The following is a 22,752-nucleotide window of genomic DNA, read 5'->3' as shown; positions in this document are numbered from 1 at the left end:
AGAGCGGCTGGGTATCCATGAGCGCAGCGGCCGTGGAAGTTCCAAGAAATCGCATCAAATTCAGGAGCTGCCAGCGCTTGACTGGTGGGCGACTGCGTGTGTTTTTATATCTATAAATTAGCTATAAAAATAGTAGCAAACCACGGCTGTGCATCTCGCCCGCCAGGCGCAAAAAAAGCCCCCAGGCCTGCGGGCAGACGCTAGGGGCTGTGCGTGGCCGACTCGTGTCCGGCCGTCAACTGAAAAAGCTCTTGAGCTTGTCCGTCCAGCTCTCGGTGGAGGGCGAGTGCTTGGCGCCGCCCTTCTTCAGCGATTCGTCGAATTCGCGCAGCAGCTTGCGCTGGTATTCGGTCAGCTTGACGGGCGTCTCCACCAGGATGTGGCAGTACAGGTCGCCGGGATAGGACGAGCGCACGCCCTTGATGCCCTTGCCGCGCAGGCGGAACTGCTTGCCGGCCTGCGTGCCCTCGGGGATGTCGATGGCGGCCTTGCCTGCAAGCGTAGGCACCTCGATCTCGCCGCCCAAGGCGGCGGTGGTGAAGCTGACCGGCACCTCGCAGTGCAGGTCGTCGCCGTCGCGCTCGAAGATGTCGTGCTTCTTGATGCGGATCTCGATGTACAGGTCGCCGGGCGGCCCGCCGTTGGTGCCGGGCTCGCCGTTGCCGGTGGAGCGGATGCGCATGTCGTCGTCGATGCCGGCGGGGATCTTCACCTCCAGCGTCTTTTGCTTCTTCACGCGGCCCTGGCCATGGCAGGTCGTGCAGGGCTCGGGAATGATCTTGCCCGTGCCGCGGCAGTGCGGGCAGGTCTGCTGCACGCTGAAGAAGCCCTGGCGCATCTGCACCGCGCCGCTGCCCTGGCAGGTGCCGCAGGTCTTGGCGCTGGTGCCGGGCTTGGCGCCCGAGCCGTGGCAGGTCTCGCAGGACTCCCAGCTGGGGATGCGGATCTGCGCTTCCTTGCCGGCGGCCGCTTCTTCCAGCGTGATCTCCATGGCATAGGACAGGTCGTTGCCGCGGTAGACCTGCCGGCCGCCGCGGGCGCCGCCGCGCTGGCCGCCGAACATGTCGCCGAAGATGTCGCCAAAGGCCTCGGCAAAGCCGCCAAAGCCCTCAGCGCCGCCCATGCCGCCGCGCATGTTGGGGTCCACCCCGGCGTGGCCGTACTGGTCGTAGGCGGCGCGCTTTTGCGGGTCGGACAGGATTTCGTAGGCTTCCTTGGCCTCCTTGAAGGACTCTTCGGCCTTCTTGGCGGCGTCACCCTGGTTGCGGTCAGGGTGGTGCTTCATGGCGAGCTTGCGATAGGCTTTCTTCAGCTCGTCATCCGAGGCGTTCTTGGGAACGCCCAGGATTTCGTAAAAATCTCTCTTCGACATCGTTGTAGGCCTGGTGGGTGCAGCAACGCCGCGCAAAGCCCCTCAATCGTTGCGGAGCCCGGCGCGGCGGTGGATTGGAAGAGGCGGCGCGCGTGGGCGCCGCCCGGGTGGCCGTCAGTCCTTCTTGACTTCCTTCACTTCGGCGTCGACCACGTTGTCGTCGTCCTGCGCGGCGCCGCGCTGGGCACCGGCGTCAGCGCCCGGGGCACCTTGTTGCTGCTGCTGGGCAGCGGCCTGCGCCTGCGCGTCGGCGGCGTACATCTTCTCGCCCAGCTTTTGCGCGGCGGTCATCAGGGCCGTGGTCTTGTCGTCGATGGCGGCCTTGTCCTCACCCTTGAGGGCTTCTTCCAAGGCCTTCAGGGCGGCTTCGATGGGCTCGCGCTCGCCGGCATCCAGCTTGTCGCCGTGCTCGGACAGGCTCTTGGTGACCGAGTGCACGGCCGCCTCGCCCTGGTTGCGCGACTGCACCAGATCCAGCTTCTTCTTGTCGTCGGCGGCGTTCAGCTCGGCGTCCTTCACCATCTTCTGGATCTCGTCCTCGGACAGGCCGGAGTTGGCCTTGATGGTGATCTTGTTCTCCTTGCCCGTGCCCTTGTCCTTGGCCGACACGTGCAGGATGCCGTTGGCGTCGATGTCGAAGGTCACCTCAATCTGGGGCAGGCCGCGCGGCGCGGGAGCGATGCCCTCCAGGTTGAACTCGCCCAGCAGCTTGTTGCCGCTGGCGATCTCGCGCTCGCCCTGGAACACCTTGATGGTCACGGCCGGCTGGTTGTCGTCGGCCGTGGAGAAGGTCTGCGCGAACTTCGTCGGGATGGTAGTGTTCTTGGTGATCATCTTGGTCATCACGCCGCCCAGGGTCTCGATGCCCAGGGACAGGGGGGTGACGTCCAGCAGCAGCACGTCCTTGCGGTCGCCCGACAGCACCTGGCCCTGGATGGCGGCGCCGACGGCCACGGCCTCGTCAGGGTTCACGTCCTTGCGCGGCTCCTTGCCGAAGAACTCCTTGACCTTGTCCTGCACCTTGGGCATGCGGGTCATGCCGCCGACCAGGATCACGTCATTGATGTCGGACACACTGATGCCGGCGTCCTTGATGGCCGTGCGGCAGGGCGCAATGGTGCGCTCGATCAGCTCGTCCACCAGGCTTTCCAGCTTGGCGCGGGTCAGCTTGATGTTCAGGTGCTTGGGACCGGAGGCGTCAGCCGTGATGTAGGGCAGGTTGATGTCGGTCTGCGCGCTATTGGACAGCTCGATCTTGGCCTTCTCGGCGGCTTCCTTCAGGCGCTGCAGGGCGAGCACGTCCTTGGACAGGTCCACGCCTTGGTCCTTTTTGAACTCGCCGATGATGTAGTCGATGATGCGCTGGTCGAAGTCTTCGCCGCCCAGGAAGGTGTCGCCATTGGTGGCCAGCACTTCGAACTGCTTCTCGCCATCGACGTCGGCGATCTCGATGATGGAGACGTCGAACGTACCGCCGCCCAGGTCATACACGGCAATTTTGCGGTCGGCCTTGTCCTGCTTGTCCAGGCCGAAGGCCAGGGCCGCGGCGGTGGGCTCATTGATGATGCGCTTGACTTCCAGCCCGGCGATGCGGCCGGCGTCCTTGGTAGCCTGGCGCTGGCTGTCGTTGAAGTAGGCCGGCACGGTGATCACGGCCTCGGTCACGGGCTCGCCCAGGTAATCCTCGGCGGTCTTCTTCATCTTGCGCAGCACTTCCGCGCTGATCTGCGGCGCGGCCAGTTTTTCGTTGCGCACCTGCACCCAGGCGTCGCCGTTGTCGGCCTTGACGATCTGGTAGGGCATCAGGTTGATGTCCTTTTGCACCTCGGGCTCTTCGAAGCGGCGGCCGATCAGGCGCTTGGCGGCGAAGATGGTGTTCTTGGGGTTGGTCACGGCCTGGCGCTTGGCCGAGGCGCCGACGAGGATCTCGCCGTCTTCCTGGTAGGCCACGATGGACGGCGTGGTGCGCGCGCCCTCGCTGTTCTCGATCACGCGCGTGTTGTTGCCTTCCATGATGGCCACGCAGCTGTTGGTGGTGCCCAGGTCAATGCCGATGATTTTTCCCATGTTTTTCTCCGTGAAATCTGAAGTGTCTGGATAAGTCGTTACGTGTGGATAACTTTCCGGTCTTCAAGCGCCGCAGGGCAAAAAGGCCGGAGGGCATCGCTTGCTTATTGCGGTGCGGCCACAGTGACCAATGCCGGGCGCAGCACGCGGTCGGAAATCAAATAGCCCTTTTGCAGCACTCCCACGACGGTATTGGGCTCCTGCGCGGCCGGCACCACGCTGATGGCCTGGTGCTGGTGCGGGTCGAACTTGGCGCCCGGCTCGGGGTTGACCACCACCACCTTGTTGCGCTCCAGGGCGCTCAGCAGCTGGCGCAGCGTGGCGTCCGAGCCCTCGCGCAATTGCTCGGCCGTGGCGTTGTCGATGGCCAGGGCGGCGTCCAGGCTGTCGCACACCGGCAGCAGGCTCTCGGCGAACGACTCGATGCCGAACTTGCGCGCCTTGGCCACTTCGTCGTCGGCGCGGCGACGGGCATTCTCTGCCTCCGCCTTGGCGCGCAGGTACTGGTCGGCCAGATCGGCGCTTTTGGCCTTCAGCTCGGCCAGCTCGGCCTGCAGGCGCGACAGCTCGTCGGCGGCGTTGGCGGCCATGGCGGCTTCGACTTCTTCGGGTGAGGATGCGGATTGGGGTTGATCGGACATGTCTGTGTGCTGTTCTTGGAAATGTCTGAAAAAAAAGGGTGACGCGCGGCACTTGGGTGCAGCGGCGTGGATTTCAAGCGCCGGCCCTCCCACGGGCGGCTGCAGCCCGAACCGGCGAGCAGCTGGCAGCGGCGCGCAGTGTACAGGTGCGCAGCGGCTGGCTATAATCGCGTGTTTTGCTTTTTGCCTTGCCACACTGCATGCCCTGGATGCCCGGGGCGACGCGGCAGGTGGCTTTATCCAAAAGGAGTGTGCATGCGTCACTACGAAATCATCCTGTTGATCCACCCGGATCAGAGCGAGCAGGTTCCTGCCATGCTCGAGCGCTACAAGGGCATGATCACCGCCGGCGGTGGCCAGATCCACCGCGTGGAAGACTGGGGCCGCCGCCAGCTGGCCTACCTGATCAACAAGCTCGCCAAGGCCCACTACCTGTGCCTGAACATCGAGGCTGACCAGGCCGTGATGGCCGAACTGGAGCACGCCTTCAAGTTCAACGACGCCGTGCTGCGCCACCTGACGGTGCAAAAGAAGACGGCCGAGACCGGCCCGTCCTCCATGATGAAGACCGTCGAGCGCGAAGAAGCCCGCAAGGCCAGCCAGGCGGAAGCCGCTGCCGCCGGCGAGCGTTGAGCCGCCCGGCCATCTGATCGCCAGGAGGTGTGGAAAACCAGCTCACCCTGAAGGCTGCGCTCGCCGACATCCAGCTGCTGCGCCATACCCCCGCCGGACTGCCGGCGCTGGATCTGGTGCTGGAGCATGAATCGGTGCAAAACGATGCCGGCGCGCGGCGCCAGGTGAAAGCCACCGTCCGCGCCGTCGCCTTCGGCACGCTGGCCGAGCGGCTGGCCCGCCAGGCTCCGGCAAGCGTCTGGACCTTCAAGGGGTTCGTCGCCGCGGGGCGCGGAGGCAAGGGACTGGTACTCCACATCCAGGAAATCCAACAAGATTAATTTTCAAGAGGTCCAACCATGGCCACGTTCAAGAAATTCAACAAGGACAAGCGTCCCAAGCGCAACACCCAGTCGCTGCTGTTCAAGCGCAAGCGCTTTTGCCGCTTCACCGTCGCCGGCGTGAAGGAGATCGACTACAAGGACGTCGACACCCTGCGCGACTTCATCGCTGAGAACGGCAAGATCATTCCCGCGCGCCTGACCGGCACGCGTGCCATCTACCAGCGCCAGCTCAACACCGCCATCAAGCGTGCCCGCTTCCTGGCCCTGGTGCCCTACACCGACCAGCACAAGATCTAAGGAGCACGATTCCCATGCAAGTCATCCTGCTCGACAAGGTCGTTAACCTCGGCGGCCTCGGCGAAATCGTCAAAGTCAAGGACGGTTACGCCCGCAACTTCCTGATCCCCACCGGCCGCGCACGCCGTGCCACCACCGCTGCCAAGGCTGAATTCGAAGCCCGCCGCGCCGAACTGGAAAAAGCCGCCGCCGAGAAGCTGGCAGCCGCCCAGGGCGAAGGCGAAAAGCTGAGCGGCTCCACCGTCAAGCTGACGCAAAAGGCCGGCGTGGACGGCCGCCTGTTCGGCTCCGTGACCAACCAGGACGTGGCCGAAGAGCTGAACAAGCAAGGCTACAAGCTGGTCAAGTCGCAAGTGCGCCTGCCCAACGGCCCCATCAAGACCGTGGGCGACACCACCATCTCCGTGGCCCTGCACACGGACGTGGTGGTCGAAGTGACCGTCTCGGTCTACGGCGAAACCGCCTGATGCCCGCAGCCGCCGGCCGCGCAGACCCGGTCTGTGCAGCCGGCGCACCACAACAAGCCGCCTTCGGGCGGCTTTTGTTTTTGTGCGGTTCCTCTGCTGCTGCCCACCGGCTTTGCACGGCCGGCCCACCGCTTATCCACAGGGTTGTGCAGTGACGCGGCGCGCTGCGCCCGCTAGCATGCCCGCTCCGCTGCCTGATTTCCTGCTGTCGCCTGCCTAGCCCATGTCCGCTGTCCTGTCCGTGCCCATCGATGCCTTTGATTCCGTGCCGCCCCTCGACCACGAGGTGGCCCAGCTGCGCGTGCCGCCGCACTCGGTGGAGGCCGAATCCAGCGTGCTGGGCGGGCTGCTGCTGGACAACATGGCCTGGGAGCGTGTGGGCGACCTGCTGGGCGACGGCGACTTCTACCGCCACGAGCACCAGCAGGTGTTCGCCGCCATCGGCGCCCTGATCAACGCCAACAAGCCGGCGGACGTGATCACGGTGCACGAACACCTGCTCAGCCTGGGCAAGGCGGCCGACATCGGCGGCCTGGCCTACCTGAACAGCCTGGCGCAGTACGTGCCCAGCGCCAGCAACATCCGCCGCTACGCCGAGATCGTGCGCGAGCGCGCCATCCTGCGCAAGCTGGTGACCGCCAGCGACGAGATCGCCACCAACGCCTTCAGCCCGCAGGGCAAGCCGGTGGAGCGCATCCTGGACGAGGCCGAGCAAAAGATCTTCGCCATCGGTGAGGAAGGCTCGCGCATGAAGCAGGGCTTCCAGCCGCTCAACACCCTGGTGGTGGACCTGCTGGACCGCGTGCAGGAGATGGCCGACAACCCCATGGACGTGACCGGCGTGCCCACCGGTTTCGCCGACCTGGACCGCATGACCAGCGGCCTGCAGGCGGGCGATCTGGTGGTGCTGGCCGCGCGCCCGTCCATGGGCAAGACCTCGTTCGCCGTGAACATCGCCGAGCACGTGGCGCTGAACGAAGGCCTGCCGGTGGCCGTGTTTTCCATGGAAATGGGCGCCGCCCAACTGGCGGTGCGTATCGTCGGCTCCATCGGCCGCGTGAACCAGGGCAACCTGCGCACCGGCAAGCTGACCGACGAGGAGTGGCCGCGCCTGACGGAGGCCATCGAGCGGCTGCGCAACGTCTCGCTGCACATCGACGAGACGCCCGGCCTCACGCCCTCAGAGCTGCGCGCCAACGCCCGGCGCCTGGCGCGCTCGTGCGGCAAGCTGGGCCTGATCGTGGTCGACTACCTGCAGCTGATGAGTGGTTCGGGCGCCAGCAGCTCGGAGAACCGGGCCACCGAGCTGGGCGAGATCTCGCGCGGCCTGAAGATGCTGGCCAAGGAGCTGCAGTGCCCTGTGATCGCGCTGTCGCAGCTCAACCGTTCGGTCGAGCAGCGCACCGACAAGCGCCCCATGATGAGCGACCTGCGCGAGTCCGGCGCCATCGAGCAGGATGCGGACATCATCATGTTCATCTACCGCGACGACTACTACAACAAGGACTCCAAGGAGCCCAACATCGCCGAGATCATCATCGGCAAGCAGCGCAACGGCCCCACCGGTACCGTCAAACTGTTCTTCCAGAAGAACCAGACGCGCTTCGAGAACCTGGCCATGGGCTACGGCGACGAATACTAGTCAAATGGGCCTCCAGCCCTTGCCAGACAAGCGCTGGCAGCTATATCTTCGATAGCTGTCGAGGCAACTTCAGCGCGACAACACCCAAACCAGCAGCGCGATGGTGACCACGCCCAGCAGGGAGCAGGCCCCCGTCAGCCAGCGCGACCGCGCACGCAGCGCATCCACGGTGCGCACCACCTGCGCGTTCTGCTCGGCCAGCGAGCGGATCAGCACGGCGCTGGCACGCTGCTCCTCCTGCAGCTGGGCGACCTGCCGCTGCAGACCGGCCAGTTGCTCGGACGTGCCCTCGTGGCGCACGGCGGCAGGGGGCTGCTGGGCCTGCTGCTGCTCGCCGCGGTTCATGAGCTTGCGCGCGCCCTGCAGGATCTGGGGCGTGGATTCGATCACCTGCCCCCAGGGCACCAGCTTGAGTGCGGACATCCAACCCAGGGCCATGGCTACAGCACCTCGCTGGCGAAGTCCGCCAGGCGCGAGCGTTCGCCGCGCGCCAGCAGGATGTGCCCGCTGTGCGGCCAGCCCTTGAAGCGGTCCACGGCGTAGGTCAGGCCGGAGGAGCCCTCGGTCAGGTAGGGCGTGTCGATCTGCGCCAGGTTGCCCATGCAGATGATCTTGGTGCCCGGGCCGGCACGGGTGATCAGCGTCTTCATCTGCTTGGGCGTCAGGTTCTGCGCCTCGTCGATGATCACGTACTTGTTCAGGAAGGTGCGCCCGCGCATGAAGTTCATGCTCTTGATCTTGATGCGGCTGCGGATGAGTTCGTTGGTGGCTGCGCGCCCCCATTCGCCGGCATTGCCGCCGTCGCCCTTGGCCAGGAACTCGAGGTTGTCATCCAGCGCGCCCATCCACGGGCCCATCTTTTCCTCCTCGGTACCGGGCAGGAAGCCGATGTCCTCGCCCACGCTCACCGTGGCGCGGGTCATGATGATCTCGGAGTAGCGGCGCTCGTCCAGCACCTGCGTGAGGCCGGCGGCCAGGGCCATCAGCGTCTTGCCGGTGCCGGCCGTGCCGGTCAGGGTGACGAAATCCACATCCGGGTCCATGAGCAGGTTCATGGCGAAGTTCTGCTCGCGGTTGCGGGTGTTCACGCCCCAGACGGTGTTCTTGGACGAGCCGTAGTCCTTGAGCGTCTCCAGCACGGCGGTGCGCTCGCGGATCTCGGTCACGCGGGCGTACAGGCTGGGCTCGCCCGGCGCTTCGAAGTACACGAACTGGTTGATCATCAGCTGCGCCGCCAGCGGCCCGCCGATGCGGTAGTACATGTGCGCGCCGCTCTGCCAGCTCTCCACCTTCTTGCCGGCCTTGTTCCAGAAGTCCGGCGGCAGCGCCAGGCTGCCGGTGTAGAGCAGGTCGACGTCGTCGATGGTCTTGTCGTTCTGGTAGTCCTCGGCGGCCAGGCCCAGGGCGCGGGCCTTGACGCGCATGTTGATGTCCTTGGACACCAGCACCACCTCGCGCGAGGTGTGGGCGCGGCGCAGGGCGGCCACCACGCCCAGGATCTGGTTGTCCGCCTTGCCCTGCGGCAGGCTGGCGGGCAGGTCGTAGTCCAGCGGCTCGGTCTGGAAGTACAGGCAGCCCCCGGCGGCCACGTTGCCCGTGGCGTTGAGCTTCAGGCCCTCGGCGATGTCCGCGGTCTGCGCGGCCACCAGGGCGTCCAGCGTGCGGCTGGCCTGGCGGCCGTTGCGGGCGACTTCAGTCATGCCCTTCTTGTGGCCATCCAGCTCCTCCAGCACCACCATGGGCAGGAAGATGTCGTGTTCCTCGAAGCGGAACAGGCTGGTCGGGTCGTGCAGCAGCACGTTGGTGTCCAGCACGAACATCTTGCGCGGGCCATCGGCCGTGCGCTTGCCGCGCGCGGCAGCCTTGGGCGCGGCGCTGGCACGGCGCTTGGCGGTTGCAGCGGGAGCGGGAGCCAGAGCCGGCACGAGGGCAGCTGCGGTGGCAGCGGCAGTTGGAGCTGGTGCCGGGCTGAGAAGGGCGGCTGTGGACGCTGCGCCCGAGCGCCGCGTGCCGGCGGCAGGTGCCGTTGCGGCAGGCGCGGCGGCGGCGCGGCTCTTGCGCGCCGGGCGGCCGACCGGCTGGGACGGCACTGCCGCTGCTGCGGGCGCCTCGTCGGGCTCGTCCTCGCCGGCGGTCTGGCGGTAGGCGCCGCGCGGCAGCATGGCGGCGCGCTTAGTCGGGGCGGGAGGCAGGGGCATGTACGTTGGGCCTTGGCGGAGAACGGAGCGTTCGTGTTCAGAAGCAGGGCGCCAGCCCGGCATCGGGACGCAAAAAAGCCGCCAGGCGGACCGGGCGGCTTGTCATGCGATGCAAGGGAGAAAGGCGAGCGTCCTTCGGTAGCATCGGACCATTATGCATGGTCGTTGTGCCCCTTCGATGTCGGCCAGCGCGCCGCGCTGACCTGGCTTTCAGGCGGCTTCCTGGACGGTGTCTTCCTTGACGCTGGGGGCTGCCTGCTTGGCGGGGGCGGCGGCTTTGCCGGCAGCGGACTTCAGGGCCTTCACGGCCTTGAGGACCTCATCCACGTGGCCCGGCACCTTCAGGCCGCGCCACTCCTGGGCCACCGTGCCATCGGGCCCGATGAGAAAGGTGCTGCGCTCGATGCCCTTGACCTTCTTGCCATACATGATCTTGTTCTTGACTACGCCGAACATGTGGCACATCTTCTCCTCGGTGTCGGCGATGAGCTCAAAGGGCAGCTCCAGCTTTTCCTTGAAGTCGTCGTGCGACTTCATGTTGTCGCGCGAGACGCCGAACACCACGGCCCCGGCCTTCACAAAGTCCTTGAACTTGTCGCGGAATTGCATGGCTTCGGTGGTGCAGCCGGGGGTATTGTCCTTGGGGTAGAAGTACAGGATCAGGATCTGGCCGAGGTGCGAGACGTTGGAAACCTTGATTCCACCCGTCGCGTTGGCTTCAAATTCAGGAAGGGGTTTGTTGACAACGATCGCCATGGCGCTTCTATCTCTCCTGCTATTGGTCGACGAGAGCCGGGGGAATGTGAGGTACGGTGCTGTGACGCAGTGGTTGCCCCCGACCGCAACCCATGATTTTACTCGCAAAGCCCGTTTCAGGCCTAATCCTGAGGCAAATACTGGCTAAATAAGCAGTGCTTCTCGGGCTTGGACCCCGCCTCATGCTTCCAGCAGCAGGGCGGCGACCACGTGGCGGCCTTCGCCGGCCAGGATGTTGTAGGTGCGGCAGGCGGCCTGGGTGTCCATGCATTCCACGCCCACGTGCTGGCGCATCAGCGGTGCCAGCCAGGCCGGCGGGACGAAGCGGATGGCCGCGCCGCTGCCGAAGATGACCACTTCGGGCTGCAGTTCGGCCAGCCGGGCGAAGTGCTCGGGCGTGAGGTCGGCGAAGCTGCGGCAGTCCCAGTCCAGGCGCTGCCCGCGCGAGGTGACCACGGTGCTGACCGTGGTCTTTTCTCCATCCACGGCAATCCAGCCTGGCCCGTACCCGGTGATGGTCTGCACGTCGAAGCGGTCGGCCTGGAATTTCATGTCAAAGCGGGGTGTAAAGCGTCCCGCGCCGCGGCCCGGGGCCGCTGGGGAACTGTGTTCAAATTATAGGTTTCGCCCCGGCGCCGCGCTCGCCAGCGTCCTGCGCGCGGTCCGTTCCGATCCCTGCAGCAGCACGTCCGCGCATGAAGCCCATCAAGAAGTCCGCCAAGCTCAACAACGTTCTCTATGACGTCCGAGGCCCCATCGTGGACGCGGCCAAGCAGATGGAGGACGAGGGCCAGAAGATCATCAAGCTGAACATCGGCAACCTGGCGCCCTTCGGCTTCGACGCGCCCGAGGAGATCCAGCAGGACATGATCCGCAACCTGCCCAACTCGGCGGGCTACTCCGACAGCAAGGGCATCTTCGCGGCGCGCAAGGCCGTCATGCACTACAGCCAGCAGCAGGGCGTGGCCGGCGTGACGCTGGACGATATTTATCTCGGCAACGGCGCCAGCGACCTGATCGTCATGGCCACCAACGCACTGCTGGACGACGGCGACGAGCTGCTGGTGCCCGCGCCCGACTACCCGCTGTGGACGGCCGCGGCCAGCCTGTCGGGCGGCAAGCCGGTGCACTACCTGTGTGACGAGGACGATGGCTGGATGCCCAGCCTGGACGACATCCGCGCCAAGATCACCCCGCGCACGCGCGGCATCGTGGTCATCAACCCGAACAACCCCACGGGCGCGCTGTACTCCGACGAGCTGCTGCGGGGGCTGGTGCAGATCGCCCGCGAGCACGAACTGGTGCTGTTCGCCGACGAGGTGTACGACAAGGTGCTGTACGACGGCGTGCGCCACACCCCGCTGGCCAGCCTGTCCACCGACGTGCTGACGCTCACCTTCAACTCTCTGTCCAAGGCCTACCGCTCGTGCGGCTACCGCGCGGGCTGGATGGTGGTCTCGGGCGACAAGGCGGCCGCGCGCGACTACATCGAAGGCATCAACATGCTGGCCAACATCAAGCTCGGCTCCAACGTGCCGGGCCAGTGGGCCATCCAGACCGCGCTGGGCGGCTACCAGAGCATCAACGACCTGGTCAAGCCGGGCGGGCGGCTGTGCCGCCAGCGGGACCTGGCCTACGAGCTGATCACGGCCATTCCCGGCGTCACCTGCGTCAAGCCGCGTGCGGCGCTGTACATGTTCCCGCGGCTGGACCCGGACATGTACCCCATCAAGGATGACCGCCAGTTCTTCATGGAAGTGCTGCGTGCCACACGCGTGATGCTGGTGCAGGGCTCGGGCTTCAACTACCCCGACGAGCAGCATTTCCGCATCGTCTTTTTGCCGCACGAGGACGACCTGCGCGAGGCCATCGGCCGGCTGGCCGGCTTCCTGGCGCAGTACCGCCAGCGCCACGCCAAGGCCGTGGCCTGATCGGTTTGCTCATCTTTCAATAGCTGCTCGCGCTTTACTGGCGGGCGCTAGAGCCCATTTTGACTACTATTTAATTTTCCATGAAACCGATACAGATAGGCCTGCTGGGCATTGGCACCGTGGGCAGCGGCGTGTTCAACGTGCTGGCGCGCAACCAGGAAGAAATCCGCCGGCGCGCCGGGCGCGGCATCCAGATCTCCATGGTGGCCGACCTGGACGCCGCGCGTGCCCGCTCCATCGTGGGCGAGAGTGCCCGCGTGGTGGGCGACGCGCGCGAAGTGATCGCCAACCCGGACATCGACGTGGTGGTCGAGCTGATCGGCGGCTACGGTATTGCACGCCAACTGGTGCTGGAGGCGATTGCCGCCGGCAAGCACGTGGTGACGGCCAACAAGGCGCTGCTGGCCGTGCACGGCACGGAGATCTTCCAGGCTGCGGCCGAGCGCGGCGTCATCGTCGCCTTCGAGGCGGCGGTGGCCGGCGGCATTCCCATCATCAAGGCCCTGCGCGAGGGCCTGACGGCCAACCAGATCCAGTGGGTGGCCGGCATCATCAATGGGACCACCAATTTCATCCTGTCCGAGATGCGCGACAAGGGCCTGGACTTCGACGTGGTGCTCAAGGAGGCGCAGCGCCTGGGCTACGCCGAGGCCGATCCGACCTTCGACATTGAGGGCGTGGACGCGGCGCACAAGGCCACCATCATGAGCGCCATCGCCTTTGGCATTCCGGTGCAGTTCGACAAGGCCTACGTGGAGGGCATCACCCGCCTGGCCGCCGCCGACATCCGCTACGCCGAGCAGCTGGGCTACCGCATCAAGCTGCTGGGCATCACCAAACGCCGGCCCGAGGGCGTGGAGCTGCGCGTGCACCCCAGCCTGGTGCCGGCTAAACGCCTCATCGCCAATGTCGAGGGCGCGATGAACGCCGTGCTGGTGCAGGGCGACGCCGTCGGCGCCACGCTGTACTACGGCAAGGGCGCGGGCGCCGAGCCCACGGCCAGCGCCGTGATCGCCGATCTGGTGGACATCGCCCGCCTGATGGAGGCCGACCCCACGCACCGCGTGCCGCCCCTGGCCTTCCAGAGCCACACCCTGGGCGAGGCGGGCAAGGAGCTGCCCGTGCTGCCCATGGCCGAGGTGGTCACCAGCTACTACCTGCGCATCCGCGTGGCCGATGAGGCCGGCGTGCTGGCGCGCATCACCGGCATCCTGGCCGGCGCCGGCATCAGCATCGACGCTGTGCTGCAGCGCGAGGCCGACGAGGTGGGCGGCGAGGGCTCCACGCAGACCGACCTGATCATCCTGACCCACGACACGCGCGAGGGCGACATGGACGCTGTGCTGGCACAGATCCAGCCCCTGCCCACGGTGCTGGCACCCATCACGCGCATCCGCAAGGAAGAACTGAACTGACGCGTTAAAATGGCCAGATTGGCTTGAATTCTGGCCATTTCGACGCGCAGGAGGCCCCATGTCCGCAGTCTGGCAAGTCCAAGAAGCCAAGAACCACTTCAGCGAGCTGATCGAGCGCGCCCTCTCCGAAGGGCCGCAGACCGTCACGCGCCACGGCAAGCCCGTAGTGCGGGTGGTGGCGGTGGGCGACGAGGGGTTTGCCGCGTCGCACAAGGACGATGGTTTTGTCGAGTTCTTGCTCAGCATGCCCAAGGTGGAAGGCTTTGCTGAATTGATCGGTGAGCGCAGCAGCATCAAGCAGATGGACCCCCTGGGCGAATGAGTGCCATGAGCTGCCTGCTGGACACCTGCGTCCTGTCGGAATTGAGCAAGCCTGAACCCCATGCTCTGGTGCAGCGATGGCTGCGAGAGCAGTTGGGCGGATGTGTGCTGAGTGCGGTGACCATAGGTGAAATCCAGTTCGGCATCGAACGCATGGCGCTCGGTTCCCGGCGCAACCAGCTGCAGCTCTGGTTCGACCAGCTTTGCCGGGGGTTCGAGGGGAAAATCCTGCCGACCGACGAGGCCACGTGGCGCATCTGGAGCCGCCTGCGCGCCACATGCCAAGCCATGGGGCGGCCGCAAGCCGACCTGGACCTGCTGATCGCCGCCACCGCAACGGCACACCGTCTGCCCCTGGTTACCCGCAACATCCGCCATTTCCAAGATACGGGCCTGCAGCTCGTCAATCCCTGGGAGCCGACGGCCCCGGTTTGAGAACACCCATGAACTACCTCTCCACCCGCGGCGACGCGACGCGCGCCAAGTTCTGCGACATCCTGCTGGCCGGCCTGGCGCCCGATGGCGGCCTGTACCTGCCCGAGCACTACCCGCAGATCGGCACCGCCCGCCTGGCCGAGCTGCGCGCCATCTACCGCACCGAGGGCTACGCCGCGCTGGCGTTCGAGATCCTATCCCTGTACATCGACGACATCCCCGCCGTGGACCTGCGCGCGCTGTGCGAGAAGACGTACAGGCCGGAAGTCTTCGGCTCGCGCGAGATCGTGCCGCTGCGCCGCCTGGAGGATGGCCTGTGGATCGAAGCCCTGTCCAACGGCCCCACGCTGGCCTTCAAGGACATGGCCATGCAGCTGCTGGGCAACCTGTTCGAGTACGAGCTGGCCCGCCGCGGCGAAGAGCTGAACATCCTGGGCGCCACCTCCGGCGACACCGGCAGCGCGGCCGAATACGCCATGAAGGGCAAGAAGGGCGTGCGCGTCTTCATGACCAGCCCGCACGGGCGCATGAGCCCCTTCCAGCAGGCGCAGATGTTCTCGCTGCAGGACGAGAACATCCACAACATCGCCATCGAGGGCGTGTTCGACGATTGCCAGGACATCGTCAAGGCGGTTTCCAACGACCACGCCTTCAAGGCCCGCTACAAGATCGGCACCGTCAACTCCATCAACTGGGCGCGGCTGCTGGCGCAGGTGGTGTACTACTTCGCCGGCTACTTCCAAGCGACGCAGGCGGATAACCAAAAGGTCAGCTTCACCGTGCCCAGCGGCAACTTCGGCAATGTCTGCGCCGGCCATGTGGCGCGCCAGATGGGCCTACCCATCGACCGGCTGGTGGTGGCGACCAACGAGAACGACGTGCTCGACGAGTTCTTCCGCACGGGCGTGTACCAGGTGCGCGGCCCGCAGCACACCTACGAGACCTCCAGCCCGTCCATGGACATCAGCAAGGCCAGCAACTTCGAGCGCTTCGTGTTCGACCTCACGGGCCGCGACGGCGCTGCCACGCGCGCGCTGTTCGAGGGCGTGGCGCGGGACGGCCGCTTCGATCTGAGTGGCGACGCGCGCTTTGCCGGCATCGCTGCGCGCTTCGGCTTTGCCAGCGGCAAGAGCACGCATGCCGACCGCCTGGCCACCATCCGTGACACCTGGGAGCGCTTCGGCACCATGATCGACACCCACACCGCCGACGGCGTGAAGGTAGCGCGCCAGCAGCGCGGCGACGCCGCCGTGCCCATGGTGGTGCTGGAGACGGCCCTGCCCATCAAGTTCGAGGCCACCATCGTCGAAGCCCTGGGCCGCCCACCCGAGCGCCCAGCGCGCTTCGAGGGCATCGAGCAATTACCGAAGCGCGTGACCGTGCTGCCGGCCGACGCCGAGCGCGTCAAGGCCTACATCGCCGCGCACTGCGCCTGATGTCGACCGCAGCCGGGTGGGTCTGGGGGTTTGAGCCAAATCGGCCCCCAGCGCTTGCCAGTCAAGCGCTGGCAGCTATTGTTTTAGGAGTTTCGGCATGAGGGTCGTCGCCTTCGCCGGCTATTCGGGCAGCGGCAAGACCACGCTGGTGGAGCAGGTCATTGCGCTGCTGGTGGCGCAGGGGCTGCGCGTTTCGGCCATCAAACATGCCCACCACGGCTTCGACATGGACCGGCCCGGCAAGGACAGCTGGCGCCACCGCCAGGCCGGCGCGCGCGAGGTGCTGGTGGCGTCCGACCAGCGCATGGCGCTGCTGCGCGAGTTTGGCGAGGCCGGCGCGCCCGACGTGCACGGCCTGCTGGCGCGGCTGGATCCGCAGGTGGACTGGGTGCTGGTGGAGGGCTTCAAGGCCAGCAGCCTGCCGCGCGTGGAGGTCTGGCGCGCCCCGCCCGCCGGCCAGGCGGCGCGCGCCGTGCATTACCCTGAGGACGCCGGCATCGTCGCCGTCGCCACCGATGCGCCCACGCGGCTGCCGCACCCCCCCGCCCAGCCCGTGCTGGACCTGAACGTGCCGCAGGATGTGGTGCAGTGGCTGCTGCAGCATGCCGACCGATTCGACTACCGGGCGGGCATTGCGCGCGCCCATCAGCTGGAGGCCTGACCGCATGAAGCACTCTTCCCTCAAACCCCTGGACGAGGCCCTGGCCGAGCTGCTGGCCCACGCCAGCCCGCTGGACGGCGGCGAGACCGTGGACAGCTTCGAGGCCGACGGCCGCGTGCTGCTGGCCGACGCCGTCTCCGCCCTGCAGGTGCCGCCGCAGGACAACAGCGCCATGGACGGCTACGCCCTGCGCTGCGCCGACGTGGCCGCGCCCGGCGCCCTGCTGCCCGTGTCGCAGCGCATCCCCGCCGGCAGCGTGGGCCACGCCCTGCAGCCGGGCACGGCCGCGCGCATCTTCACCGGCGCCCCCGTGCCGCCCGGCGCCGACGCCGTGGTCATGCAGGAGGACTGCGAGGTGGTGGAGGACGGCACGGTGCGCGTGAACGCTGCGCCGCAGGCCGGGCAGAACATCCGCCGCGCGGGCGAAGACATCGCCCTGGGCGCCACCGTACTGGCCGCCGGCACGCGCCTGACGCCCGCCGCCCTGGGGCTGGCCGCCAGCATCGGTCTGGCGCAGCTGCCCGTGGCGCGCCGCCCGCGCGTGGCGCTGTTTTCTACCGGCGACGAGCTGGTCATGCCCGGCCAGGTGCCGCCGGCGCAGATGAAGCCGGGCAGTATCTACAACAGCAACCGCTTCGTGCTGCGCGCCATGCTGCAGCGCTTGGGCTGCGAGGTGACGGATTTAGGAATAGTCCCCGACCGGCTGGAGGCCACCGTCGACGCGCTGCGCCAGGCCGCCGCCGGGCACGACCTGATCCTGACCAGCGGCGGGGTGTCCGTGGGCGAGGAAGACCACGTCAAGCCGGCGGTGCAAAGTCTGGGCTCGCTGGACCTGTGGCTGATCGCCATGAAGCCGGGCAAGCCCTTCGCCTACGGCCGGGTGGGCGGCGCGCATTTCATCGGCCTGCCGGGCAATCCGGTCTCCAGCCTCGTCACCTTCGCCGTGCTGGTGCGTCCCTTCCTGCTGCGGCTGCAGGGAATGCACGATGTTGCTCCGAAAACGATAGCTGCCACCGCAGCATTTACCTGGCCCAGGGCCGATAAACGCCGTGAATTCTTGCGCGTGCGCCTGAACGCCGAAGGCCGGCTGGAGCGCTATGCCAACCAGGGTTCGGGCGTGCTCACCTCCACCGTCTGGGGCGACGGCCTGGTGGACGTGGCGCCCGGCCAGACCATCGCGCCCGGCGACACCGTGCGCTTCATTCCGTTTGCCGAACTGCTATGACCGCCGTGAAGAAGACCATCACCGTGCGCTACTTCGCCTCCATCCGCGAGGCGGTGGGCACCGGCCAGGAGACGCTGCAGACCGGCGCCGCCACGCTGGGCGCCCTGCGCGACGAGCTGATCGCCCGGGGAGAGCCCTGGGCCGGCTGCCTGGCGCGTGGGCGCGCCGTGCGCATGGCGCTGAACCAGGACATGGCGCAGGATGCCGATGCGCTGCCGGCGGGCGCCGAGGCGGCTTTCTTCCCGCCCGTCACGGGCGGCTGAAGGCTCTTATTCTGGCAGCGCCGGGCTGCGCCAGGCCAGCAGCTCGGCCAGGCGCAACGTGATCCAGCGCGCCTCGGGCGCCGTCACGCCCGACTCCGCCGCGCTCAGGCCGGCGTGGATGGCGGCCAGCACGCCTTCTTCCGATGCACCCTCGCGGTGGTAGAGCAGCTGCGCCTGCTCCACCAGGTGGCTGGCCAGGTCCTCGCACAGCTCGTAGCGCTGGCGCACCCTGTCCATGCGCTCGGTCAGCCGCCCGCGGGCATCGCTGTACACGGCGGTGAAGGAGGGCGGGACCAGGATCTGGTTGGCGTCGTCGTCATGCATGGCCGCCATTGTGGTCCGCGCGCCGGGCCATGAAAGGCAAAGGGGCGCCCGGCATGGCAGCCGGGCGCCCCTGGCACACGAAGGCGTGCGCGGTCAGCGCTGGTGCGGTACGTCCTTGGCGGCGGGCGCGTCGTTGCGCGTGAACAGGCGCAGGAAGAACACCCCCATGCCCAGCATGAAGGCGATGCCTGCGGCCGAGAACAGGCCGACATCGGTGGTGAAGAGTTCTTGCAGCAATCGCATGGGGCTTTTTTCCTTCCTCGTCGTTCGTTATGGATGGGTGTGAACACCTCCATTGAAGGCGAGGGGTGCTGCCGAGGTCTTGCGCCAGGTCAAGGCCTGCACCCCGGTCGGCGGGCGGCGCGGCCGGGTTTGCGCTGCATCAATCCTGCAACGCTGCCATGGTTTCAATCGGGGCGGAACTGCCGTTCGAACAGCGCGCAGTCGCCCTCCAGCTCGAAGGTGACCAGCTGGCCCATCTTGCCGTCGGCCTTGCGGTGCGCGGCAAACAGGCTCCAGCGCCCGGTCAGGGCGAAGCTGTCCAGGTCGATCAGCGCGTAGGGGTGGGGCACGAAGGTGTGGTGGACGAAGACCGTGCGGTGCAGGTTGCGCGGCGAGGGGTAGAGGGTGTAATCAACGGTGCTGATTGCCTGCTGGGCCATGGAGCGATGGGGGTGGGGTTACAGTGCCGGGCAATGTAGCAAACCCCTTTGGTCGGACGTTTCCTCCTTCTCTTGTTCCTCGTTTATGTCACGCGTTTCCATCCAGACCCAGGACTTTGACGTTTCCGCCGAGCTGGCGGCCCTGCGCGCGGGCGACGGCCGGGTAGGCGCCGTATGCTGCTTCGTCGGCACGGTGCGCGAGCGCAGCGAGGGCGCGCATGTCGCCTCCATGGAGCTGGAGCACTACCCCGGCATGACCGAGAAGTCCATCGAAGCCATGGTGGACGAGGCCCTGGCGCGCTTCGACCTGTACGGGGTGCGCGTGATTCACCGTGTGGGCCTACTGGCCCCGCACGAGCAGATCGTGCTGGTGGCCGTCACGTCGGCGCACCGGGGCGAGAGCTTTTCGGCCTGCGAATTCCTCATGGACTACCTGAAGACCCAGGCCCCGTTCTGGAAGAAAGAGCAGACGCCCGCCGGCGCCCGCTGGGTGGATGCGCGCGAGAGCGACGACGCGGCGCTGGCCCGCTGGGGCATACGCGCGGCGCCCATGGCGGGCTGAAGGCGCGGCGGCGGCGCAGGTGCCGCGGCTTTTTTTCTTCTTGAAAGCCGGCGGGAAAGCCGCAGCTAGCGAGGAGTTGGAGGTTTCATCACCATGCGTCTCGACAAATTCACCACCAAGTTCCAGGAAGCGCTGTCCGATGCCCAGTCCATTGCGCTGGGGCATGACAACGCCTATATCGAACCCACCCACCTGCTGGCGGCCATGCTGCGCCAGGACGAGGGCCCGCGCTCGCTGCTGGAGCGCGCCGGCGCCAACGTCAATGGCCTGCTGGGCGCGGCCGAATCCGCCATCAAGCGCCTGCCGCAGGTGCAGGGCCATGACCAGGTGCAGGCCAGCCCCGAGCTGGGCCGCGTGCTGCAGGCCACCGAGCGCGAGGCCATCCAGCGCGGCGACCAGTTCGTCGCCAGCGAGCTGTTCCTGCTGGCGCTGGTGGACAGCAAGGGCGAGGCCGGCGACATCGCCCGTGCCAACGGCCTGAGCCGCAAGGCGCTGGAGGCGGCGATCGCCGCTGTGCGTGGCGGCCAGAAGGTCGACAGCCCCGAAGCGGAAGGCCAACGCGAGGCGCTGAAGAAATACACGCTGGACCTGACCGAGCGCGCCCGCGCCGGCAAGCTGGACCCGGTCATCGGCCGCGACGAGGAGATCCGCCGCACCATCCAGGTGCTGCAGCGGCGCAGCAAGAACAACCCCGTGCTGATCGGCGAGCCCGGCGTGGGCAAGACGGCCATCGTCGAAGGCCTGGCCCAGCGCATCCTGGCCGGCGAAGTGCCCGAGACGCTGAAGAACAAGCGTGTGCTGGTGCTGGACATGGCGGGCCTGCTGGCCGGCGCCAAGTACCGGGGCGAGTTCGAGGAGCGCCTGAAATCCGTGCTCAAGGAAGTGGCGCACGAGGAAGGCCGCGTCATCCTGTTCATCGACGAGATCCACACCATGGTCGGTGCCGGCAAGGCCGAAGGCGCCATGGACGCGGGCAACATGCTCAAGCCCGCCCTGGCGCGCGGCGAGCTGCACTGCATCGGCGCGACCACGCTGGACGAGTACCGCAAGTACATCGAGAAGGACGCGGCGCTGGAGCGGCGCTTCCAGAAGGTGCTGGTGGAAGAGCCCAGCGTGGAGGACACCATCGCCATCCTGCGCGGCCTGCAGGTGCGCTACGAGGCGCACCACGGCGTGGACATCACCGACCCGGCCATCGTGGCCGCGGCCGAGCTCTCCCAGCGCTACATCACCGACCGCTTTTTGCCCGACAAGGCCATCGACCTGATCGATGAGGCCGCGGCCAAGATCAAGATCGAGATCGACTCCAAGCCCGAGGCGCTGGACCGGCTGGAGCGACGCATGATCCAGCTCAAGATCGAGCGCGAGGCGGTGAAAAAGGAGACCGACGAGGCCTCGCAAAAGCGTCTGCAGCTGATCGAGGAAGAGCTGTCCAGCCTGGAGCGCGAATATGCCGACCTGGAAGAGGTCTGGAAGGCCGAGAAGGCCAGCGCCCAGGGTAGCGAGCAGATCCGCAAGGACGTGGACGCCATCCGCATCCAGATCGAGGACCTGAAGCGCAAGGGCGATTTCAACAAGGTCGCCGAGCTGCAATACGGCAAGCTGCCCGAGCTGGAAAAGCGCCTGAAAGAGGCGCAGGACAGCGAGGCCGGTGGCGGCAAGGGCCCCAAGCACCGGCTGCTGCGCACCCAGGTCGGCGCCGAGGAGATCGCCGAGGTGGTCAGTCGCGCCACCGGCATTCCCGTGGCCAAGATGATGCAGGGCGAAAAAGACAAGCTGCTGCGCATGGAGGACAAGCTGCACGAGCGCGTGGTGGGCCAGGACGAGGCGATCTCGGCCGTGGCCAACGCCATCCGCCGCTCGCGCTCGGGCCTGTCGGACCCGAACCGGCCGCTGGGCAGCTTCCTGTTCCTGGGCCCCACGGGCGTGGGCAAGACCGAGCTGTGCAAGGCACTGGCGGGCTTTCTGTTCGACAGCGAGGAGCACCTGGTGCGCATCGACATGAGCGAGTTCATGGAGAAGCACTCCGTGGCCCGCCTGATCGGCGCGCCGCCGGGCTACGTCGGCTATGAGGAGGGCGGCTACCTGACCGAGACCGTGCGCCGCAAGCCCTATTCGGTGGTGCTGCTGGACGAAGTCGAGAAGGCCCACCCGGATGTGTTCAACGTGCTCCTGCAGGTGCTGGATGATGGCCGCCTGACGGACGGACAGGGCCGCACCGTGGATTTCAAGAACACGGTCATCGTCATGACCAGCAACATCGGCTCGCAGCTGATCCAGGCCATGGTCGGCAGCGATGCCGAGGACATCAAGGAGGCGGTTTGGGGCGAGCTGAAGGCGCACTTCCGGCCCGAATTCCTGAACCGCATCGACGAGACGGTGGTCTTCCATGGATTGGACGCCAAGCACATCGAGGCCATCGCCGGCATCCAGCTGCGCCAGCTGCAGGCCCGCCTGGCCAAGCTGGACCTGCACCTGCAGGTTTCGCCCGCGGCCATGGCAGAGCTGGCCAAGGTCGGCTTCGACCCGGTGTTCGGTGCGCGCCCGCTCAAGCGCGCCATCCAGCAGCGCATCGAGAACCCGCTGTCCAAGCTGCTGCTGGAGGGCCGTTATCCGCCCAAGAGCGTGATCCCGGTGGACGTCGATCCGGTACGCGAGCCAGGGGTATTCCAGTTCGGCGAGGCCGAGGCGGCGGCCTGAGTCCTACCATAGGAGGCATGCGCGGCGCCGCTCTAAGCGCGGCCCGCGCCTCCATCCGCCACAGAAAGGGGCATGGTTTTGAACGATTTACTGATCGGGTTGGCCCGGTGGACTTTGCGCCTGATGGTCGTGGCCATGGGAGCGATGCTGTTCCTGGGCCTGTTGGCCATGGGCTGCGTGCTGGCCCTGGCCTGGGCCCTGCGCCTGGTCTGGGCGCGGCTGACCGGCCGCCCCGTCACGCCCTGGATGCGCGTGGACCCGCGGGGTGCCTGGGGCACGGCCACACGCAGCACCGCACGCTGGACGGCGCATGCCGCGGGCACGGCGCGCGCCGGTGGCGCCCGCCTGCGCGAGGTGGCCGACGTGACCGACGTGCAGGTGCGCGAGGTGCGCTGAGCGCGACCTTGCCGCGCCTATGATG

Annotated in this window: 26 protein-coding genes; 16 read left to right on the top strand and 10 right to left on the bottom strand. The window is 67.0% G+C overall.

The window, feature by feature from the left end; translation table 11 throughout:
- Positions 1-235: 235 nt before the first annotated feature.
- The 3 genes from dnaJ to grpE all read right to left on the bottom strand — a co-directional run bounded on the left by dnaJ (position 236) and on the right by grpE (position 4,173).
- On the bottom strand, positions 236-1,372 hold the full coding sequence (gene dnaJ, locus RT282_RS11670; protein WP_312760291.1) for a molecular chaperone DnaJ: 1,137 nt from the start codon (positions 1,370-1,372) through the stop codon (positions 236-238).
- Between the two features lie 114 nt (positions 1,373-1,486).
- Entirely contained in the window at positions 1,487-3,439 is a 1,953-nt protein-coding gene (dnaK, locus tag RT282_RS11665) for a molecular chaperone DnaK (protein WP_312303448.1), read from the bottom strand.
- 104 nt (positions 3,440-3,543) lie between these two features.
- Positions 3,544-4,173 (bottom strand): nucleotide exchange factor GrpE, encoded by a 630-nt coding sequence (gene grpE / locus RT282_RS11660; protein ID WP_312760680.1) that lies wholly within the window; start codon positions 4,171-4,173, stop codon positions 3,544-3,546.
- Positions 4,174-4,335: 162 nt separating this feature from the next.
- On the opposite strand from grpE, the gene rpsF reads away from it, so the two are divergent.
- From rpsF to dnaB, 5 genes are all read left to right on the top strand, one after another.
- Complete coding sequence (gene rpsF, locus RT282_RS11655) at positions 4,336-4,713, top strand: 30S ribosomal protein S6 (protein WP_106845850.1); 378 nt, start codon at positions 4,336-4,338, stop codon at positions 4,711-4,713.
- Positions 4,714-4,742: 29 nt separating this feature from the next.
- A complete protein-coding gene (priB, locus tag RT282_RS11650; protein ID WP_313314229.1) occupies positions 4,743-5,033 on the top strand; it encodes a primosomal replication protein N in 291 nt (96 codons plus the stop codon).
- 18 nt (positions 5,034-5,051) lie between these two features.
- The gene (gene rpsR, locus RT282_RS11645; protein ID WP_312303439.1) at positions 5,052-5,333 is read left to right on the top strand and encodes a 30S ribosomal protein S18; all 282 of its coding nucleotides are present in this window, start codon (positions 5,052-5,054) and stop codon (positions 5,331-5,333) included.
- A 14-nt stretch (positions 5,334-5,347) separates the two neighbouring features.
- Entirely contained in the window at positions 5,348-5,800 is a 453-nt protein-coding gene (gene rplI / locus RT282_RS11640) for a 50S ribosomal protein L9 (RefSeq protein ID WP_312303438.1), read from the top strand.
- 223 nt (positions 5,801-6,023) lie between these two features.
- Complete coding sequence (dnaB, locus tag RT282_RS11635; protein ID WP_312303435.1) at positions 6,024-7,442, top strand: replicative DNA helicase; 1,419 nt, start codon at positions 6,024-6,026, stop codon at positions 7,440-7,442.
- A gap of 69 nt (positions 7,443-7,511) precedes the next feature.
- On the opposite strand, the gene RT282_RS11630 is transcribed toward dnaB, so the two are convergent.
- The 4 genes from RT282_RS11630 to RT282_RS11615 form a co-directional block, all read right to left on the bottom strand.
- The gene (locus RT282_RS11630) at positions 7,512-7,865 is read right to left on the bottom strand and encodes a hypothetical protein (RefSeq protein WP_313314223.1); all 354 of its coding nucleotides are present in this window, start codon (positions 7,863-7,865) and stop codon (positions 7,512-7,514) included.
- 17 nt (positions 7,866-7,882) lie between these two features.
- Positions 7,883-9,640, bottom strand: coding sequence for a PhoH family protein (locus tag RT282_RS11625; RefSeq protein WP_313314220.1), 1,758 nt, complete (start codon positions 9,638-9,640; stop codon positions 7,883-7,885).
- Positions 9,641-9,850: 210 nt separating this feature from the next.
- The gene (locus RT282_RS11620) at positions 9,851-10,396 is read right to left on the bottom strand and encodes a peroxiredoxin (protein WP_312303428.1); all 546 of its coding nucleotides are present in this window, start codon (positions 10,394-10,396) and stop codon (positions 9,851-9,853) included.
- 180 nt (positions 10,397-10,576) lie between these two features.
- On the bottom strand, positions 10,577-10,948 hold the full coding sequence (locus tag RT282_RS11615) for an Mth938-like domain-containing protein (RefSeq protein ID WP_313314217.1): 372 nt from the start codon (positions 10,946-10,948) through the stop codon (positions 10,577-10,579).
- A 143-nt stretch (positions 10,949-11,091) separates the two neighbouring features.
- On the opposite strand from RT282_RS11615, the gene RT282_RS11610 reads away from it, so the two are divergent.
- From RT282_RS11610 to RT282_RS11575, 8 genes are all read left to right on the top strand, one after another.
- On the top strand, positions 11,092-12,327 hold the full coding sequence (locus tag RT282_RS11610) for a pyridoxal phosphate-dependent aminotransferase (protein WP_312303424.1): 1,236 nt from the start codon (positions 11,092-11,094) through the stop codon (positions 12,325-12,327).
- Positions 12,328-12,407: 80 nt separating this feature from the next.
- On the top strand, positions 12,408-13,742 hold the full coding sequence (locus tag RT282_RS11605) for a homoserine dehydrogenase (protein ID WP_313314214.1): 1,335 nt from the start codon (positions 12,408-12,410) through the stop codon (positions 13,740-13,742).
- 58 nt (positions 13,743-13,800) lie between these two features.
- A complete protein-coding gene (locus tag RT282_RS11600) occupies positions 13,801-14,064 on the top strand; it encodes a type II toxin-antitoxin system Phd/YefM family antitoxin (RefSeq protein ID WP_313314211.1) in 264 nt (87 codons plus the stop codon).
- Between the two features lie 5 nt (positions 14,065-14,069).
- On the top strand, positions 14,070-14,498 hold the full coding sequence (locus tag RT282_RS11595; protein ID WP_313314208.1) for a type II toxin-antitoxin system VapC family toxin: 429 nt from the start codon (positions 14,070-14,072) through the stop codon (positions 14,496-14,498).
- Positions 14,499-14,506: 8 nt separating this feature from the next.
- A complete protein-coding gene (gene thrC, locus RT282_RS11590) occupies positions 14,507-15,934 on the top strand; it encodes a threonine synthase (RefSeq protein WP_313314205.1) in 1,428 nt (475 codons plus the stop codon).
- Between the two features lie 97 nt (positions 15,935-16,031).
- Positions 16,032-16,595 carry a molybdopterin-guanine dinucleotide biosynthesis protein B gene (mobB, locus tag RT282_RS11585; RefSeq protein WP_313314202.1) on the top strand — a complete coding sequence of 188 codons (564 nt, stop codon included), beginning with the start codon at positions 16,032-16,034 and terminating at the stop codon, positions 16,593-16,595.
- Positions 16,596-16,599: 4 nt separating this feature from the next.
- Positions 16,600-17,820, top strand: a complete 1,221-nt coding sequence (gene glp, locus RT282_RS11580) for a gephyrin-like molybdotransferase Glp (protein WP_313314198.1) — start codon at positions 16,600-16,602, stop codon at positions 17,818-17,820.
- The gene (locus RT282_RS11575; RefSeq protein ID WP_313314195.1) at positions 17,817-18,083 is read left to right on the top strand and encodes a MoaD/ThiS family protein; all 267 of its coding nucleotides are present in this window, start codon (positions 17,817-17,819) and stop codon (positions 18,081-18,083) included. Before glp ends, RT282_RS11575 begins: the two co-directional genes overlap by 4 nt.
- A 6-nt stretch (positions 18,084-18,089) precedes the next feature.
- Here RT282_RS11575 and RT282_RS11570 read toward each other — a convergent pair whose 3' ends face one another.
- The 3 genes from RT282_RS11570 to RT282_RS11560 form a co-directional block, all read right to left on the bottom strand.
- Positions 18,090-18,407, bottom strand: a complete 318-nt coding sequence (locus tag RT282_RS11570) for a hypothetical protein (protein ID WP_313314192.1) — start codon at positions 18,405-18,407, stop codon at positions 18,090-18,092.
- Between the two features lie 93 nt (positions 18,408-18,500).
- Positions 18,501-18,650 (bottom strand): DUF3149 domain-containing protein, encoded by a 150-nt coding sequence (locus RT282_RS11565; RefSeq protein ID WP_313314189.1) that lies wholly within the window; start codon positions 18,648-18,650, stop codon positions 18,501-18,503.
- Positions 18,651-18,814: 164 nt separating this feature from the next.
- On the bottom strand, positions 18,815-19,069 hold the full coding sequence (locus RT282_RS11560) for a hypothetical protein (RefSeq protein ID WP_312306854.1): 255 nt from the start codon (positions 19,067-19,069) through the stop codon (positions 18,815-18,817).
- An 85-nt stretch (positions 19,070-19,154) separates the two neighbouring features.
- On the opposite strand from RT282_RS11560, the gene RT282_RS11555 reads away from it, so the two are divergent.
- The 3 genes from RT282_RS11555 to RT282_RS11545 all read left to right on the top strand — a co-directional run bounded on the left by RT282_RS11555 (position 19,155) and on the right by RT282_RS11545 (position 22,727).
- Complete coding sequence (locus RT282_RS11555; protein ID WP_313314186.1) at positions 19,155-19,631, top strand: molybdenum cofactor biosynthesis protein MoaE; 477 nt, start codon at positions 19,155-19,157, stop codon at positions 19,629-19,631.
- A 93-nt stretch (positions 19,632-19,724) separates the two neighbouring features.
- Positions 19,725-22,331 (top strand): ATP-dependent chaperone ClpB, encoded by a 2,607-nt coding sequence (clpB, locus tag RT282_RS11550; RefSeq protein ID WP_313079894.1) that lies wholly within the window; start codon positions 19,725-19,727, stop codon positions 22,329-22,331.
- A gap of 72 nt (positions 22,332-22,403) precedes the next feature.
- The gene (locus RT282_RS11545; protein WP_312757360.1) at positions 22,404-22,727 is read left to right on the top strand and encodes a hypothetical protein; all 324 of its coding nucleotides are present in this window, start codon (positions 22,404-22,406) and stop codon (positions 22,725-22,727) included.
- The last annotated feature ends 25 nt before the right edge of the window (positions 22,728-22,752 follow it).

This window comes from Pulveribacter sp. (genome assembly GCF_032079985.1).
Taxonomy (GTDB): Bacteria; Pseudomonadota; Gammaproteobacteria; order Burkholderiales; family Burkholderiaceae_C; genus Melaminivora.
The sequence above is the reverse complement of the archived record's forward strand: the minus strand, read 5'-3'. Positions and strand labels throughout refer to the sequence as shown.